This is a genomic window from Oliverpabstia intestinalis, from assembly GCF_009696065.1.
Lineage (GTDB): Bacteria > Bacillota > Clostridia > Lachnospirales > Lachnospiraceae > Oliverpabstia > Oliverpabstia intestinalis.
This window is the reverse complement of record NZ_VUMS01000008.1, coordinates 1-15,795: the sequence shown is the minus strand read 5'-3', so window position 1 is coordinate 15,795 and position 15,795 is coordinate 1. Positions and strand designations below refer to the sequence as shown.

General features: G+C 45.1%; 18 protein-coding genes and 1 riboswitch. Of the genes, 17 read left to right on the top strand and 1 reads right to left on the bottom strand.

The features are described 5' to 3' along the window. Positions 1–45 precede the first annotated feature (45 nt). Positions 46–121: riboswitch (cyclic di-GMP riboswitch) on the top strand. A gap of 225 nt (positions 122–346) precedes the next feature. The 4 genes from FYJ57_RS15345 to FYJ57_RS15330 are packed head-to-tail and all read left to right on the top strand — an operon-like array spanning position 347 to position 3,205. Then, entirely contained in the window at positions 347–1,207 is an 861-nt protein-coding gene (locus tag FYJ57_RS15345; RefSeq protein ID WP_235904444.1) for a substrate-binding periplasmic protein, read from the top strand. A gap of 32 nt (positions 1,208–1,239) precedes the next feature. Then, positions 1,240–1,464 (top strand): type 2 periplasmic-binding domain-containing protein, encoded by a 225-nt coding sequence (locus FYJ57_RS15340; protein ID WP_235904430.1) that lies wholly within the window; start codon positions 1,240–1,242, stop codon positions 1,462–1,464. Further along, positions 1,464–1,769, top strand: coding sequence for a type 2 periplasmic-binding domain-containing protein (locus FYJ57_RS15335; protein ID WP_235904429.1), 306 nt, complete (start codon positions 1,464–1,466; stop codon positions 1,767–1,769). The genes FYJ57_RS15340 and FYJ57_RS15335 overlap by 1 nt, the downstream gene beginning before the upstream one ends. Then, on the top strand, positions 1,766–3,205 hold the full coding sequence (locus FYJ57_RS15330) for an ATP-binding response regulator (protein WP_235904427.1): 1,440 nt from the start codon (positions 1,766–1,768) through the stop codon (positions 3,203–3,205). The genes FYJ57_RS15335 and FYJ57_RS15330 overlap by 4 nt, the downstream gene beginning before the upstream one ends. A gap of 307 nt (positions 3,206–3,512) precedes the next feature. Here FYJ57_RS15330 and FYJ57_RS05375 read toward each other — a convergent pair whose 3' ends face one another. Then, positions 3,513–4,181 carry a reverse transcriptase domain-containing protein gene (locus tag FYJ57_RS05375; protein WP_331466633.1) on the bottom strand — a complete coding sequence of 223 codons (669 nt, stop codon included), beginning with the start codon at positions 4,179–4,181 and terminating at the stop codon, positions 3,513–3,515. A gap of 92 nt (positions 4,182–4,273) precedes the next feature. Between FYJ57_RS05375 and FYJ57_RS16035 the strand changes: the two genes are divergently transcribed. The 13 genes from FYJ57_RS16035 (at position 4,274) to recN (ending at position 15,658) form a co-directional block, all read left to right on the top strand. Then, positions 4,274–4,465: a hypothetical protein gene (locus FYJ57_RS16035; protein ID WP_331466634.1), complete on the top strand. Its 192-nt coding sequence runs from the start codon at positions 4,274–4,276 to the stop codon at positions 4,463–4,465. Beyond that, complete coding sequence (locus tag FYJ57_RS16030) at positions 4,462–4,593, top strand: response regulator (RefSeq protein ID WP_331466632.1); 132 nt, start codon at positions 4,462–4,464, stop codon at positions 4,591–4,593. Before FYJ57_RS16035 ends, FYJ57_RS16030 begins: the two co-directional genes overlap by 4 nt. A gap of 171 nt (positions 4,594–4,764) precedes the next feature. Further along, complete coding sequence (locus FYJ57_RS05365) at positions 4,765–6,357, top strand: peptide chain release factor 3 (RefSeq protein WP_022173039.1); 1,593 nt, start codon at positions 4,765–4,767, stop codon at positions 6,355–6,357. 115 nt (positions 6,358–6,472) lie between these two features. Further along, complete coding sequence (locus tag FYJ57_RS05360; RefSeq protein ID WP_022173038.1) at positions 6,473–6,865, top strand: Asp23/Gls24 family envelope stress response protein; 393 nt, start codon at positions 6,473–6,475, stop codon at positions 6,863–6,865. Positions 6,866–6,944: 79 nt separating this feature from the next. Further along, positions 6,945–7,355: a transcription antitermination factor NusB gene (gene nusB / locus FYJ57_RS05355; protein ID WP_154431880.1), complete on the top strand. Its 411-nt coding sequence runs from the start codon at positions 6,945–6,947 to the stop codon at positions 7,353–7,355. After that, entirely contained in the window at positions 7,348–8,592 is a 1,245-nt protein-coding gene (xseA, locus tag FYJ57_RS05350) for an exodeoxyribonuclease VII large subunit (RefSeq protein WP_118567682.1), read from the top strand. Before nusB ends, xseA begins: the two co-directional genes overlap by 8 nt. Positions 8,593–8,634: 42 nt before the next feature. Further along, entirely contained in the window at positions 8,635–8,823 is a 189-nt protein-coding gene (gene xseB / locus FYJ57_RS05345) for an exodeoxyribonuclease VII small subunit (protein ID WP_022173035.1), read from the top strand. Positions 8,824–8,852: 29 nt separating this feature from the next. Further along, positions 8,853–9,740, top strand: a complete 888-nt coding sequence (locus FYJ57_RS05340; protein ID WP_321070328.1) for a polyprenyl synthetase family protein — start codon at positions 8,853–8,855, stop codon at positions 9,738–9,740. A 15-nt stretch (positions 9,741–9,755) separates the two neighbouring features. Next, positions 9,756–11,645, top strand: coding sequence for a 1-deoxy-D-xylulose-5-phosphate synthase (gene dxs / locus FYJ57_RS05335; RefSeq protein ID WP_154431878.1), 1,890 nt, complete (start codon positions 9,756–9,758; stop codon positions 11,643–11,645). A 33-nt stretch (positions 11,646–11,678) separates the two neighbouring features. After that, positions 11,679–12,515 carry a TlyA family RNA methyltransferase gene (locus FYJ57_RS05330; RefSeq protein WP_154431876.1) on the top strand — a complete coding sequence of 279 codons (837 nt, stop codon included), beginning with the start codon at positions 11,679–11,681 and terminating at the stop codon, positions 12,513–12,515. A 38-nt stretch (positions 12,516–12,553) separates the two neighbouring features. Beyond that, entirely contained in the window at positions 12,554–13,426 is an 873-nt protein-coding gene (locus FYJ57_RS05325; protein WP_154431874.1) for an NAD(+)/NADH kinase, read from the top strand. 12 nt (positions 13,427–13,438) lie between these two features. Beyond that, positions 13,439–13,888 (top strand): arginine repressor, encoded by a 450-nt coding sequence (gene argR / locus FYJ57_RS05320; protein WP_154431872.1) that lies wholly within the window; start codon positions 13,439–13,441, stop codon positions 13,886–13,888. Positions 13,889–13,978: 90 nt separating this feature from the next. Continuing rightward, on the top strand, positions 13,979–15,658 hold the full coding sequence (gene recN, locus FYJ57_RS05315; protein ID WP_154431871.1) for a DNA repair protein RecN: 1,680 nt from the start codon (positions 13,979–13,981) through the stop codon (positions 15,656–15,658). Positions 15,659–15,795 lie beyond the last annotated feature (137 nt).

Sequence of the window (15,795 nt, the reverse complement as noted above, 5' to 3'; positions counted from 1 at the left end):
ACAATATGTGCAGAGAAAATAAAGACAGAGAAGATTTACAATAGAAAGATTCGTCGGCAAATCAGTTGAAAGACTGAGACGCGAAGCTATAGGGTCTGTAAAATGACAGCCAGTTGCAACGTTTAAGGGGCATTGTCTGAACAGGCAGTGCTTTTTCTTTTGGAGAGGTAAGAAACATAATGTCTATATAATAATCCGGCACATCGTTTCATAAAGAAGTGTATCCCGCGTGAATGAGACAGTTCTTTCGAAAACGATGTACCGGTAAGCTGTGGAGAAAAGAACAATGTACAAAAGTGGGAAAAAATTAGCCGTATTATGTATAGGGATACTCGTGTTTTTGGAAATGTGGATGATACTGCCGGTACATTGCAGGGCTTCTGAAACGGATAATGATAAAAAACAGACACAAACAGTGAAGCAGGATGATTCCACACAACAGAAAACAGAAAAATCAGACACACAGACAAACGAGCAGAAGATCATCCGTGTCGGGTCGTTTGAGGATACCTTCGATTATGTGGATACAAACGGCGTCAGACGAGGATATGGCTATGAGCTCATGCAGGCTCTGGCAGGCTATACAGGGTGGAAATTCGAACATGTGCCATGTGACTGGTCCAATTGTTTTGATAAACTTGAAAATGGTGAGATTGATGTCATAGGTGATATCTCATACACCGATGAACGTGCACAGAAGATGCTTTTTTCAGATGAGCCAATGGGTGAGGAAAAGTATATTCTTTATGCTGATTTGTCAAATATGGATGTTGGAACCGCTGATTTCAAGTCACTGGATGGGAAACGTGTGGGCGTACTCCTTGGTGCAGAGCCGGAAATCATGCTGACAGAGTGGGAGAATAAGAATGATATACATACAGAGCATGTAAATGTGTACAATAATGACGATGTCGAAGAAAAATTAGCGAATCATGAGATTGAATGTTTTGTATCTTTGGAGGAATCCATCTGGTCTGAACAGGGAATATCATCTGTTACCACTATTGGCAAATCCGGCATATATTTTGCAATAAATAAAGAACGAAACGATATCAAGACAGAACTGGACCGGGCAATGCGCCAGTTGGTTCAGGACAGTCCCTTTTTTAAGGTGGATTTGTATAAGAAGTATTTTACCCTTGATTATAATCAGATCCTTACGGGCAAGAAAAACTCTGGCTGGAAGAACATGGAACCGTCCGGATAGGATTTTTGAACAATGATCCGGCGATCTTTTCCATGGATGAAGAGACTGGAAAACTTACAGGTATGCTGTCAGAATATGTCTCCTATGCGAAAGACTGTCTTGGAAATCAAACGCTGGAATTCGATATACAGGATTATGATGACTATGAAGAAATGATTCAGGCTCTGCTGAATCGTGAGATTGACATGATTTTTTATGTCGGCAGGAATCCGTTTTTTGCAGAAGAAAACGGATATGCACTTACAAACACAGCCTGATGGCAGTAACTGATGAGAAAAAATTTGATGAGAATAAGGCGTATACTGTAGCTGTGCCAAAGGAAAAATACGCCTTAAAACAGCATCTTGCATTCAGTTATCCCGAATGGAAGTTAGTAGATTGTGATTCGCTTGACGATGCAGCAGATATGGTCATTCATGAAAAAGCAGACTGTTTCCTCATGGGAGCAAGTCAGGCACTGCTATATGATGGCAATCGAGATTTCAAGAGCATTCCACTTACAGGAACCATGGAGGCATGCTTTGCGGTAAGAGGCGGAGAAGGAGCCTTTTATCGATATTGAATAAAACATTGAAGGCCATGCCTTCTGACATGCTTACAAGTGCACTTGCTATCTATGACAGTACGGCAGATAAGGTGACCTTCTGTGATTTTGTAAAAGACAATCTGCTTGTAGTCTTTGTCACTGTAGGTTTTACTGCCCTTGGTATAATCGGTATTATTCTCGTACTTTTAAGGAGGGCAAGAAAAGCTGAAGCTGTCGCAAAGCTTGAGGCAAGTAATACACAAAAGCTCAATGACAAACTGGAGACCGCTTTGGAAAAAGCAGAGGATGCCAGTCTGGCAAAGACCCGTTTCCTTAACAATATGTCACATGACATCCGTACTCCTATGAATGCGATTCTGGGTTACGCACAGCTTATGGGGGATGAACTGAAAGGAAAGGATCTGCCTGAAGCCTCAAAATACTTACAAAAACTGCAACAGTCCGGAAATCTTCTTCTGGCAATCATAAATAATGTGCTGGATATGGCTCGGATTGAGAGTGGAAGGATGGAAATTGATGAGAACTATGGCCGGATTGAAGATGTCCGGCAGACCCTATTCGAGATATTTGACGATGAAGCAAAGAAAAAGAATATTGCACTTCATTCTGAGATACATGTAGAGCATAAGCATATACTGACAGATGATACCAAGGTTAAAGAAATATTTGTCAACATCCTTAGCAATGCCATAAAATATACTCCATCCGGTGGTTCTGTTATGATTAACGTAGACGAATTAGCATGTGATGAGCCCGGGTACATGATGGTAAGTACCAGGATAAGCGATACCGGAATCGGTATGAGCCAGGATTATCTGACGAAGATTTTCGATGCATTTACCCGTGAACAGAACACCACAAAGAGTAAAATCGCAGGAACCGGACTGGGAATGTCGATCGTAAAGAAATATGTGGATCTGCTTGGCGGGACAATACATGTGGAGAGTGAGCTTGGAAAGGGTACTACCTTTACTGTAACACTGAAACACAGGATAGCGGATGAAAGCTATTATGTAGAAAAACATGCTGAGACACCCGTAACAGGCAGTACGATCCCTGAAGGAAGGAATATCCTTCTGGCAGAGGACAATGACCTGAATTCAGAGATTGCAGCGGCGATACTTGAGCGTGCCGACTTTCATACAGAACGTGTAGAGGATGGCATCCAGTGCGTAAACAGGATAGAGAAGATGCCGGCGAGAACATATGATATGATCCTTATGGATATCCAGATGCCCAAAATGGACGGTTATAAAGCAACGCAGGCAATCAGACGCCTGCCGGACAGAGATAAGGCATGTATACCGATCATTGCAATGACGGCAAATGCATTTGAAGAAGATAAACGAGAGGCTCTTGCAGCCGGCATGAATGGCCATATAGCAAAGCCGATCCAGGTTGATAAGCTGCTGTCAACATTATCAGAAGTAATAAGGCAGCAAGAAAAGTAGTAAGTGGACAGGCAGGTGATACTACTGCTTTTATAGCTTCGGTAACAGTAACCATCTGATGGGTAACCTTACGAAAAAATGGAAGAAAAAACAATCGAGTAGGAGGCTAACCATTAGTTGATTAGCCGACCTCTCACACCACCGTGCGTACGGTTCCGTACACGGCGGTTCCTTAGTTTTCACAAACTACTAGATAATAGTCAAGCATGGACGTATATTCCAGCTTGGCTATTATTCTGTTTGAAAGGATTTGGGTTAAGACTTTCGCCATTCTCCAATATCCTTTTCTGCTTTTGCAAAAAATCATTCAATCATCTGCATGGCGGACAAATCTATGTCCTCTGCGTTCTAGTTCCTTGTCCAACTCATTTAGTATGATGTTGCTAAGCAACGGACTTAGTGGACCACCTTGGGGCATTCCTATTTCTGTGCGCTCAAACATCCCATTTGCTATAACTCCCGCATTTAAATATTTGTGTATCAGCGAAATTACTCTGCCATCCTTGATAGTTCGTGACAACACCTCAATGAGTTTACTTTGGCATACTGTGTCAAAGAACTTTTCCAAGTCCATATCCACCACATATGCGTAGCCATCATTTACATTCTTTTGGCATTGTCTGAGGGCATCGTGTACTCCTCTTTTCGGTCTGAAACCAAAACTATTCTCCGAGAATTGCTTCTCAAAGATTGCTGTGAGTTCCTGTGCTATTGCCTGCTGGATAACTCTGTCTACAACAGTTGGAACTCCAAGTTTTCGAAACTCGCCTTTTGTTTCCTTAGGTATTTCTACCCTTCGAACCGGGTTAGGTTTATATTTTCCTTCCCTTATCTCTTGGATTAAGGATTCTTGTTTTTCTCTAAGGAAGGGCAGAAGTTCATCCACCTGCATACCATCGATTCCACCTTTTCCTTTGTTTTTCTTGACTTGCTTGTAGGCTTCATTAAGATTGTCCTTTCGCAAAATCAAATCCAAAAGATTGTTCGTCCAATAGTCTGTGATGACACCGCTCTTTTAAGGTACTGGTTGTAGATGATGACTTCAATACCTGTGACAGTGTGACAAAAATGCTTGTGAGGGTCGGAATGCGTTCGGAATGGACACTTTCCGGCAAGGAAGCTGTTCTTCGTGCACGACAGTACATGGAAATGGGAGATGCGTTCCAGGCTTATATCATCGACTGGCGTCTGCCGGATATGAATGGCATTGAAGTTAGCCGACAGATCCGGCACTGGCAGGAATCACCATTCTTGCCATGACTGCCAATGCTTTTGATGAGGACAGAAAGAAAGCACTGGAAAGCGGTATGGACGGATTCTTATCCAGACCAATTGTCATAGATGAATTGCTTTCTACATTACAGAAAAATCTGCACGAATGTCTGTGACGGGATATCGCGAAGTGTGTTACCGGGTACGGAGTGAACAGTAACAACAGATATAGAAGATGAAAGAAAACGGGAATCACCCCTTGACATCCACAAATCTCATATACTAAAATATTCACCGTATGAGCAAAAATATGATGCCAATTCAAACCGAAAAATGGAGGATCCCCTGTGACAGATTATACAAATGAAATTCAAAAACGACGAACCTTCGCCATTATATCTCACCCTGATGCCGGAAAAACCACTCTGACGGAAAAATTCCTTCTCTACGGCGGAGCCATCAATCTCGCCGGAAGCGTAAAAGGAAAAGCTACTGCCCGTCATGCGGTATCCGACTGGATGGAAATCGAGAAAGAACGAGGAATCTCAGTAACCTCCTCCGTACTCCAGTTCAATTACGACGGCTACTGCATCAATATCCTGGATACCCCGGGACATCAGGACTTCTCTGAAGATACGTATCGAACCCTGATGGCAGCCGATTCTGCTGTGATGGTCATCGATGCGTCCAAAGGAGTGGAGGCGCAGACCAGAAAACTTTTCAAAGTCTGTGCTATGCGCCACATCCCGATCTTCACTTTCATCAATAAGATGGACCGCGATGCCAATGATACCTTTGAACTTTTAGATGATATTGAAAAAGAACTCGGTATTCCTACCTGTCCGGTCAATTGGCCGATTGGATCAGGAAAAAAATTCCGTGGTGTCTACGACAGAGATACCAGAAAAGTTCTGACCTTCTCCGATACCATGAAAGGAACCAAAGAAGGACATATCGAAGAACTTGATGTTGACGATGCAAAAATCGATGAGGTCATGGATCCGGATCAGAAAGAACAGCTGATGGATGAAATCGAACTTTTAGATGGCGCAAGTGCGGAATTTGATATGGAAGCTGTAAGTTGCGGAAAACTTTCCCCGGTATTCTTCGGATCAGCCCTGACAAACTTCGGTGTGGAAACTTTCCTGCAGCATTTCCTGACTATGACCACTTCACCGCTGCCAAGAACGGCAGACTGTGGCGTGATCGATCCGATGACGGAAGATTTCTCTGCATTTGTCTTCAAGATTCAGGCCAATATGAACAAAGCCCACAGAGACCGAATCGCATTCATGCGTATCTGCTCCGGTAAATTTGATGCCGGAATGGAGGTTTATCATGTGCAGGGCGATAAAAAAATGCGTCTGTCCCAGCCACAGCAGATGATGGCACAGGATCGGCACATTGTGGAAGAAGCATACGCGGGAGATATCATCGGTGTCTTTGACCCGGGTATCTTCTCTATCGGAGATACTGTATGTACACCGGGCAATAAATTTGCCTATGAAGGTATTCCGACTTTTGCACCGGAACATTTTGCAAGAGTCCGTCTGTTAGACAGCATGAAGCGAAAACAGTTCGTCAAAGGTGTCAACCAGATTGCCCAGGAAGGAGCTATCCAGATCTTCCAGGAATACATGGGAGGAATGGAAGAGATCATTGTCGGAGTTGTCGGTGTGCTGCAGTTCGACGTGTTAAAATACCGCCTGGAAAACGAATACAACGTAGATATCCGTCTGGAAAATCTGCCATATGAACATATTCGCTGGATCGCAAACAAAGAAGAAATCGATGTGGAAAAACTGACCGGAACCTCAGATATGAAGAAAGTAAAAGATATGAAAGGCAATCCACTGCTCCTGTTTGTAAACTCCTGGAGTGTGGGAATGACACTTGATCGAAACGAGAATCTGCAACTGGAAGAATTCAGTAAAAACTAAGGCAATCCCCCTTTCATTTTATGTAAATTTTTGATATAATAGATATAAATAATGGTTCCTGACTGAAAAATCAGAAAACAGCCGGGGAAACTCTTGATTATAAGGAGGGTTTGAAATGACAGATAATAAAAAAGATATGCGCGATACGTATACCATATATGACGATCAGACTATTGGAAAAGTACAGATTGCAGACGAGGTTGTGGCAATTATCGCAGGCCTGGCAGCTACCGAAGTAGAAGGTGTAGCTTCTATGGCAGGAAATATTACCAACGAACTGGTTGGAAAACTGGGTATGAAAAACCTGTCCAAAGGTGTGAAAGTAGATGTTCTGGAGAACGTGGTATGCGTGAATCTGAACCTGAATCTGGAATATGGATACAGTATTCCGGAGACCTGTAAAAAAGTACAGGAAAAGGTAAAAACAGCCATTGAAAATATGACTGGTCTGGAAGTTTCCGATGTAAACATCAGCATTGCCGGTGTGGCACTGGAAGAGGAAAAATAAAATAGAACGCAGGACGGAAGGAAAGGGGGTCTGGATGAAGGCTCCCTTTTTTACTACTGGCGAATACGAGGAGAAAACCATGGGAAGAAGAGAATTAAGAGAAAGCATTTTTCAGCTGCTGTTTATGACAGAATTTAACGACAATCAGGAGATGGCAGAACAGAAACAACTGTATCTGGAAACAATCGAAGATATTCAGGAAAAAGATCGGAGTTATATTCAGGAAAAATATGAAAAGATCCGTGAAAAACTGCCGGAGATCGATGCAGCACTGAACGAGGCAAGTAAAGGATGGAAAACCAGCCGCATGGGTAAAGTAGAACTTTCTATCCTGCGTCTGGCAGTCTATGAACTGCGTTATGATGACGATGTACCCGGAAAAGTGGCAATCAACGAAGCGGTAGAACTGGCGAAAAAGTTCGGCGGCAGCGAAGCTCCGGCATTTATCAACGGTGTACTCGGAAAACTGGCAAAAGAAGCGGATGAGTAACGTATATTCGGTAGAGCAGGTCAACAGATATATTAAAAATATGTTCACCCAGGACTTTATGCTGAGCCGGATCTCGGTAGGCGGTGAGGTGAGCAATTGCAAATATCACAGTTCCGGACATATCTATTTTTCCCTGAAGGATGGCAGTGGTTCTCTGGCCTGTGTGATGTTTGCGGGACAGAGAAAAGGACTGGCATTTGCCATGAAAAATGGCGACCGGGTGGTTGTAACAGGCAGCGTGGATGTATACGAGCGGGATGGCAAATACCAGATGTATGCGAGGAAGATCACACTGGAGGGTGCCGGGATTCTTTATGAACGGTTTCTTGCATTAAAAGAAGAACTGGAAGATATGGGAATGTTCGCACCGGAGTACAAACAGCCGATCCCTTCATTTATCAAAACGCTGGGTGTAGTGACGGCACCAACCGGTGCGGTTATTCAGGATATCCGAAATGTAACAGCCCGGAGGAATCCATATGTGCAGATTATTCTCTATCCTGCCAGGGTGCAGGGAGAGGATGCGGCAGAAAGCATCGTGGAAGGAATCGAAGCGCTGGATCAACTTGGTGTGGATGTGATCATTGTCGGCCGTGGAGGAGGATCCATGGAGGATCTTTGGGCATTTAACGAAGAAATCGTGGCAAGGGCGATTTTTAACTGTTCCACACCGATCATTTCTGCGGTAGGTCATGAGACGGATGTGACGATCGCTGATTATGTAGCGGATCTTCGAGCACCGACACCGTCGGCGGCAGCGGAACTTGCTGTCTTTGATTATCGCGGCTGGCAGGAAGTGCTTGCAGGTTATGTGCGGAGACTGGAGCTGTCTATGGACAGCAAACTGGAGATGACCAGACAGAGACTGACTGAGAAGGCAGCACGTCTGGCGTATCTTAGTCCTGAAAACCAGATTCGGGAGAAACGGATGTATCTGCTGCGGGCGGAAGAGAAACTTACCGAGCGGATGGAAAAGAAGCTGCAGATGGAGAAAACAAGACTGTATCTGTATGCGGAACGGTTGCGCGGCGTATCTCCACTCGAAAAACTGCAGCAGGGACTCGGCTATATGGAACATGAGGACGGAACCCGGATCTCTTCGGTAAATCAGGTTACGGTGGGAGAACGGATGAAAACTTATGTGAAAGATGGTGTGATCTGGTCGAATGTAGAAAAAACAGAGCATTCGGAGGAGTGGAATGCCAGTAGAGACAAAGAACCGGATAACTGTGAATAGCTGTCACTGACAGGTATTAGAAATAGAAAAGAGACAGAGTATATGCCAAGAAAAACAGTAAGCATGGAAGAGGCGTTTCAGGAACTTGATGCGATCCTGGAAAAGCTGGAAGGAAAAGATATTTCGCTGGAAGATTCTTTTGCCTTATATCAGAAAGGTATGGAACTGGTGAAAACGTGTAACAGTAAGATTGACACGGTAGAGAAAAAAATGATAACCATTACAAAATGATGAAAAATCCCGTAAGGTTGGTGAACAGAGTGAATTTTGAAAAAGAATTGCAGGAAAAGAAACTGGAATGCGAAGACATGATTCGAAAGTATCTTCCGAAAGAAGAAGGCTTTGCCGCACAGCTGGCAGAAGCTATGAATTACAGCATGGAAGCCGGTGGAAAACGGCTGCGTCCGATCCTGATGGGAGAGACATATCGGATGTTTGGAGGAACATCGGCTATCATTGAACCATTTCAGGCGGCGATGGAGATGATCCACACATCTTCTCTGATTCACGATGATCTCCCGGCAATTGATAACGATTTGTACCGACGGGGAAAAAAGACTACCCATGCGGTATATGGGGAAGCACTGGGAATCTTAAGCGGAGATGCATTATTGAATTATGCATATGAGACAGCCAGTACGGCATTTTCCATGGAACCGGCGAATCCGGCGATTGGAAAAGCCATGGCATTACTTACGAGAAAGACCGGCATGTATGGGATGCTCGGGGGACAGAGCGTGGATGTGACCAACGAAGGAAAACCCATGGGGCGTCAGATGCTGGATTATATATATGAAAACAAAACCTCGGCTCTGATTGAGGCTTCTCTGATGGTGGGAGCGATTCTGGCAGGAGCAACAGAGGAAGAGAACGCGCAGATGGAACAGATCGGCAGTAAGGTAGGGCTGGCGTTCCAGATCAGGGACGATATCCTGGATGTGACAAGCACGGAAGAAGAACTGGGAAAACCGATTCACAGCGATGAAAAGAATCAGAAACAGACCTATGTGACACTTCGCGGACTTGAGGGTGCGGCGAAGGACGTGGAGAGAATTTCAGAGGAAGCACTGGAACTTCTGGATACATTTCCTCAGAAAAATGAATTTCTCCGGGAATTGATAGGATATCTGGTGAACAGGAGAAATTAAAAAGGATGAATGCGTATGATACTGGAAAAGATCAAAGAGGCGAATGATGTAAAACAATTATCTCTTTTGGAATGTGAGCAGCTGGCACAGGAAATCCGTGATTTTTTGATCCGGTCGCTCAGTGAGACCGGCGGACACCTTGCATCGAATCTGGGTGTGGTGGAGCTGACCATTGCTTTGCACCGATTTTTACATTTTCCGGAAGATAAGCTGGTCTGGGATGTAGGTCATCAGGCTTATACACATAAGATTCTGACAGGAAGAAAAGAACAGTTTGCCACCCTTCGAAAGACGGGTGGCTTAAGTGGATTTCCGAAGAGAAAAGAAAGCGACTGTGATGCGTTTGATACCGGGCACAGTTCTACTTCGATATCTGCAGGACTGGGGCTGGTGCAGGCGAGAGACCTGAAAGGGGAGAACTATCAGGTTGTTTCTGTGATCGGTGATGGAGCGCTGACCGGCGGCATGGCGTATGAAGCGTTGAATAATGCGGCGGAATTAAAGAAGAATTTTATTATTATTCTGAATGATAATGAGATGTCCATTACCCGGAATGTGGGTGGAATGTCTTCCTATCTGGATCATATCCGGATGGCGGCACCTTATACTGAGTTGAAAATGGGCGTAACCAACGCTCTGAAAAAGATTCCCAAAGTGGGAGATGGCATGGTGGATGCACTTCATAAGACAAAAAGTAGCATCAAACAGCTGGTGATTCCTGGAATGCTTTTTGAAAATATGGGACTGACCTATCTTGGTCCGGTGGATGGACACGATATGCGGCAATTGGGAAAAGTGTTGCAGGAAGCAAAACGGAAGCAGGGTCCGGTACTGATCCATGTGCTGACAGAAAAAGGCCGTGGATATGAACCGGCGATGCGCCATCCGGCCAGATTTCACGGGGCAGCACCTTATGAGATAGAAACCGGACTTCCAAAATCGAATGGAAATCCATCCTATACAGATATTTTTTCGACTGTTATGAGAAAATTTGGTGATCGGGAACCGGATGTGGTAGCCGTATCCGCAGCTATGGTACCGGGAACCGGTTTGAAACGGTTTGGTAATATGTTCCCGGAACGATTATTCGATGTGGGAATAGCAGAAGAGCATGCGGTGACTTTTGCGGCAGGACTGGCACTTGGTGGTCTTCGTCCGGTGGTGGCTATTTATTCTTCTTTCCTGCAGCGTGCGGTTGATCAGATCCTTCATGATGTATGTATGCAGAATCTGCCGGTTGTATTTGCCGTGGATCGTGCCGGTCTGGTGGGAAGCGATGGAGAGACCCATCACGGCTGCTTTGATCTGAGTTATCTGTCCATGATGCCGAATATGACGGTCATGGCACCGAAAAACAAATGGGAACTGTCTGATATGCTGAAATTTGCCATCCGTCAGAAGAGTCCGGTTGCCATCCGTTATCCGAGAGGAGAAGCCTATACAGGTCTGGAAGATTACCGTGCCCCGATCGAGATGGGAAAAGCGGAAATTCTGGAAAAAGGAAAAGAAATTGCTATTCTGGCAGTGGGAAATATGGTACGGACAGCCGTACAGGTAACAGAAAATCTTCGAAACTGCGGATATGAACCTACTCTGGTAAACATGCGGTTTGTGAAACCGCTGGATATGGATCTGCTGGAGATACTGAGGGAGGATCACAGCCTGATCGTGACTATGGAGGAAAATGTAAAGTCCGGTGGTTTCGGGGAACAGGTAATGACATATTATGGAAGCAGACTGCACAGCCCGGCAGTTCGGATCGTAGCGATCGAAGACAAATTTGTTCCGCATGGAAGTGTGGAAGATCTGATGCATCAGCAGCAGATGGACAGTGCATCTGTGACAGAGAGAATTCTTCGATGGAAAGAAGAACAACAGAAAAGTACTGAGCAATTACCGGAATAGTTACAATGCAGAAATGAGACAGGAGATACAAGAATGAAAGAACGATTGGATGTACTGGTAGTCAGCCGTGGACTGGCACCGTCAAGAGAAAAAGCGAAAGCGATTATTATGGCGGGAAATGTGCTGGTTGATGGACAGAGAGAAGATAAGGCGGGCTCCATGTTTAAAGACACTGTGGAAATCACCGTAAAAGGCCATACGTTACCTTATGTCAGCAGAGGCGGACTGAAACTGGAGAAAGCGATGACACATTTTGGTGTTACCCTGAAAGACAAGGTATGTATGGATGTAGGTGCTTCTACCGGAGGATTTACAGATTGTATGCTGCAAAATGGTGCGGTAAAGGTATATTCTATTGATGTGGGGCACGGACAGCTGGACTGGAAACTGCGTAACGATGAACGTGTTGTCTGCATGGAACGGACAAATATCCGCTATGTCGTGCCGGAAGACATTCAGGAATTATCCCGGTTTACCTCGATTGATGTATCCTTTATCTCTCTGACCAAAGTGCTTCTTCCGGTAAGAAATCTTCTGACCGAAGACGGAGAAGTCGTATGTCTGATCAAACCGCAGTTCGAAGCAGGAAGAGAAAAAGTAGGGAAAAAGGGTGTGGTGAGAGATCCGGCAGTTCACCGGGAAGTGATTGAGATGGTAACCGCCTATGCGCAGAGCATCTCTTTTGCACCGTGTCATCTGGAATTTTCTCCGATCAAGGGACCGGAGGGAAATATCGAGTATCTGCTTCACCTGAAGAAACTTCCGGAAGGAGAACACTGCGAAGAAGTACCGTTTAAGATTGATGAAATAGTGGAGGCAGCACATAAAGAACTGTCCTCAACAACTCCGCATCCGGCACAGAAACGGTAGGAGACAGAAGAGGCAGCTGAAAACAGGAAGAGAATATCATGGATAAATTTACGATCATAGCAAACGGAGCGGAAAACAGAAGAGGGAAAAATCAGGCGGTTGCCAGGAAGATTGCGGATTATCTGGAAAAACATCGGAAGGTATGTGTGATTTTACCGGCAGGTGAGAAAAAAGAAGGACAGTCTTACTCCTATACAGACCCGGAGAGGATTCCCGGGGGGACAGAGTGCATCATCGTGCTTGGGGGAGACGGAACGCTTCTTCAGGCGGCTCGGGATGTGGTAGATCTGGAGATCCCGCTGTTTGGTATCAATATGGGTACTCTGGGTTATCTGGCAGAGATCGATCAATATTCCATCTATCCGGCACTGGATCGGCTGATGAGTGACCGTTTTACGATTGAAAAAAGAATGATGCTGTTCGGTACGCTGATTCATGAAGGACAGGCAGCGAACAGTGATATCGCCCTGAATGATATCGTCATCAGCAGAGAAGGCTCGTTGCGTGTGGTACGATTTAATAATTATGTCAATGATACCTATCTGAATACGTACAAGGCAGATGGTATCATTATTTCCACACCCACCGGATCTACCGGCTACAGTCTGTCTGCCGGCGGACCGATCATATCTCCGGCAGCATCCATGATTCTTATGACGCCGCTGGCGCCTCATACCCTGAATACCAGAAGTATAGTATTTGCACCGGAAGATGTGATCGAGGTAGAACTGGGAGAAGGAAAAGAAGGCGGCATCGAAAAGGGAATGGCGTATTTTGACGGGGCAGCTGCGATGCCAATGGTGACAGGCGACCGGATCAGAATTGAGAAGTCGACGAAAGCCACCCGGATCATCAAGATCAATAACATTAGTTTTCTGGAAACTCTTCGGAAGAAGATGCGAAATAATTAGGAGCGAACAATCATGAAGATAGAAAGACATTCCCAGATCATCCGTCTGATCAGTCAGTATGACATCGAGACCCAGGAAGAGCTGGCAGAGAAATTGAATGAAAGTGGATTTCAGGTTACTCAGGCTACAGTATCCAGAGATATCCGGGAGTTGAAACTGACGAAAATATCAAAACCGGGCGGAGGTTCCCGCTATGCGGTGCTGCAGAGCGTGGATCAGGAAATGAGCAGAAAATATACCAATGTGCTGCGTACTTCGTTCCAGTCCATGGATCTGGCACAGAATATTCTGGTGGTAAAGACCGTATCCGGTATGGCGATGGCTGCGGCAGCTGCACTGGATGAGATGCAGATTCCCGAGATCGTGGGCTGTATCGCAGGAGACAATACACTGATGTGCGTGGCACGAAGTGCGGATGAAGGTCTGGTACTGATGGAAAAGATTCGAAAAATGATTGTATAGATATAATTTTCAGTAACAGAATGTAACTATGCAGAGGGAAATAACCGGATAGTTACCGAAAATAGACAAAAGTTAGGGAAAAGGAGCAGAATGCTAACATATTTACATGTAAAAAACCTGGCTCTCATTGATGAAGCAGAAGTAGAATTCGGGCCGGGATTAAATATTCTTACCGGTGAAACAGGAGCCGGCAAATCCATCCTGATGGGTTCCGTAAACCTTGCGCTGGGACAGAAAATGTCCAGAGAGATGCTGCGCGATGAAGAAAAGCCTGCGCTGGTGGAACTGATTTTTCAGGTAGACAATCCAAGATGTGTGGAACGGTTGAAAGAGAAGGAAATCTCTGTGGAAGAAGGGCAGATTATTATATCCAGAAAACTAACCGGGAACCGGAGTATCAGCAGGTTAAACGGTGAAGTATGTACGGCTGCCCAGATCCGGGAGATATCTTCTCTTCTTTTGGATATACACGGACAGCATGAGCATCAGTCTCTGTTATATCAGGATCAGCAGTTAATAATTTTGGACGCCTACGGAAAAGAAGAGATCCGGGAGAAAAAACAGGAAGTCCGGGAGCGTTTTCAGATCTGGAGTCAGAAAAAGAAGGAACTGACTTCCTATCAGCTGGATGAGGAAACCAGAAAACGGGAGATTTCTTTCCTGGAATTTGAGCTTCAGGAGATAGAGGAAGCCGGGCTTCGTCCGGGCGAGGACGAAGAACTGGAAAAACAGTATAAAAAAATGTCATCGGGCAGAAATATTCTGGAAGCCATGGCAGCCGTCAAAGGGTATACGGGAAATGATAACGGTGCACAGGATCTGGTGGGACGGGCGGTACAGGAGACAAACCGGATGCTGGGAGTGGATGAATCTCTGCAACAGATTGCCAGTCTGTTACAGGATGTGGAAAGTCTGCTGTCAGATGTGAACCGGGAAGTCAGTGATTATGTGGAAAGTATGACATTTTCAGAAGAAGAATTCTATGAGACGGAGCAGAGACTGAATCTGCTTAACCGCATGAAGGCCAAATACGGTTCTACGGTAGAAGAGATTCTGGCATGTCAGGAAGAAAAACAAAAAGATCTGGACCGACTGTATCATTTTGAGCAGTATAAAGAAAAACTGGAAAAAGAGATGCAGAAGGCGGAGACAGAACTGGCATCTGTCTGTGAAGAACTGTCCGAACTGCGTAAAGTTTATGGGAAACAGCTGGAAGGCCGGATTATTCAGGGCTTGCAGGATCTGAATTTTCTGGATGTGAAATTTGAGATTGATTTTGAAACGACAGAGCATTACACGACAAACGGAAATGACAAAATCTGTTTTACTATTTCCACGAATCCCGGAGAACCGCTGCGACCGCTGGCGAAAGTGGTATCCGGCGGTGAACTTTCCCGTATTATGCTGGCGATCAAGACGATTCTTGCGGATAAGGATGAGACGGAGACATTGATCTTCGATGAGATCGATACCGGTATCAGCGGAAGAACGGCGCAGAAAGTGTCGGAGAAGATGGCAGTGATCGGAAGAAATCATCAGGTGATCTGTATTACCCATCTTCCGCAGATTGCAGCGATGGCAGATGAGCATTTTGAGATTGCGAAAAAGACAGACCATCAGATAACAAGAACACAGATCCGTCTGTTGAATGAGGAAGATTCAGCGCTAGAGATCGCAAGGATTCTTGGTGGTGCGCAGATTACGGAACACACGATGGAAAGTGCAAAAGAGATGAAAGAACTGGCACGAAAGAAAAAGGAAGAGATATAAGAAAAAGAAGGTAACTATTCAGTAGCCACTGTCCCGCGAGGTGTTTTGACATGAATATGTCAAAATCCCGAGACATACAAGCCAAAATGCCATCACCGAAGGTGATTTACGCGAGCAACGAGTCAAAGTCCGTGCTT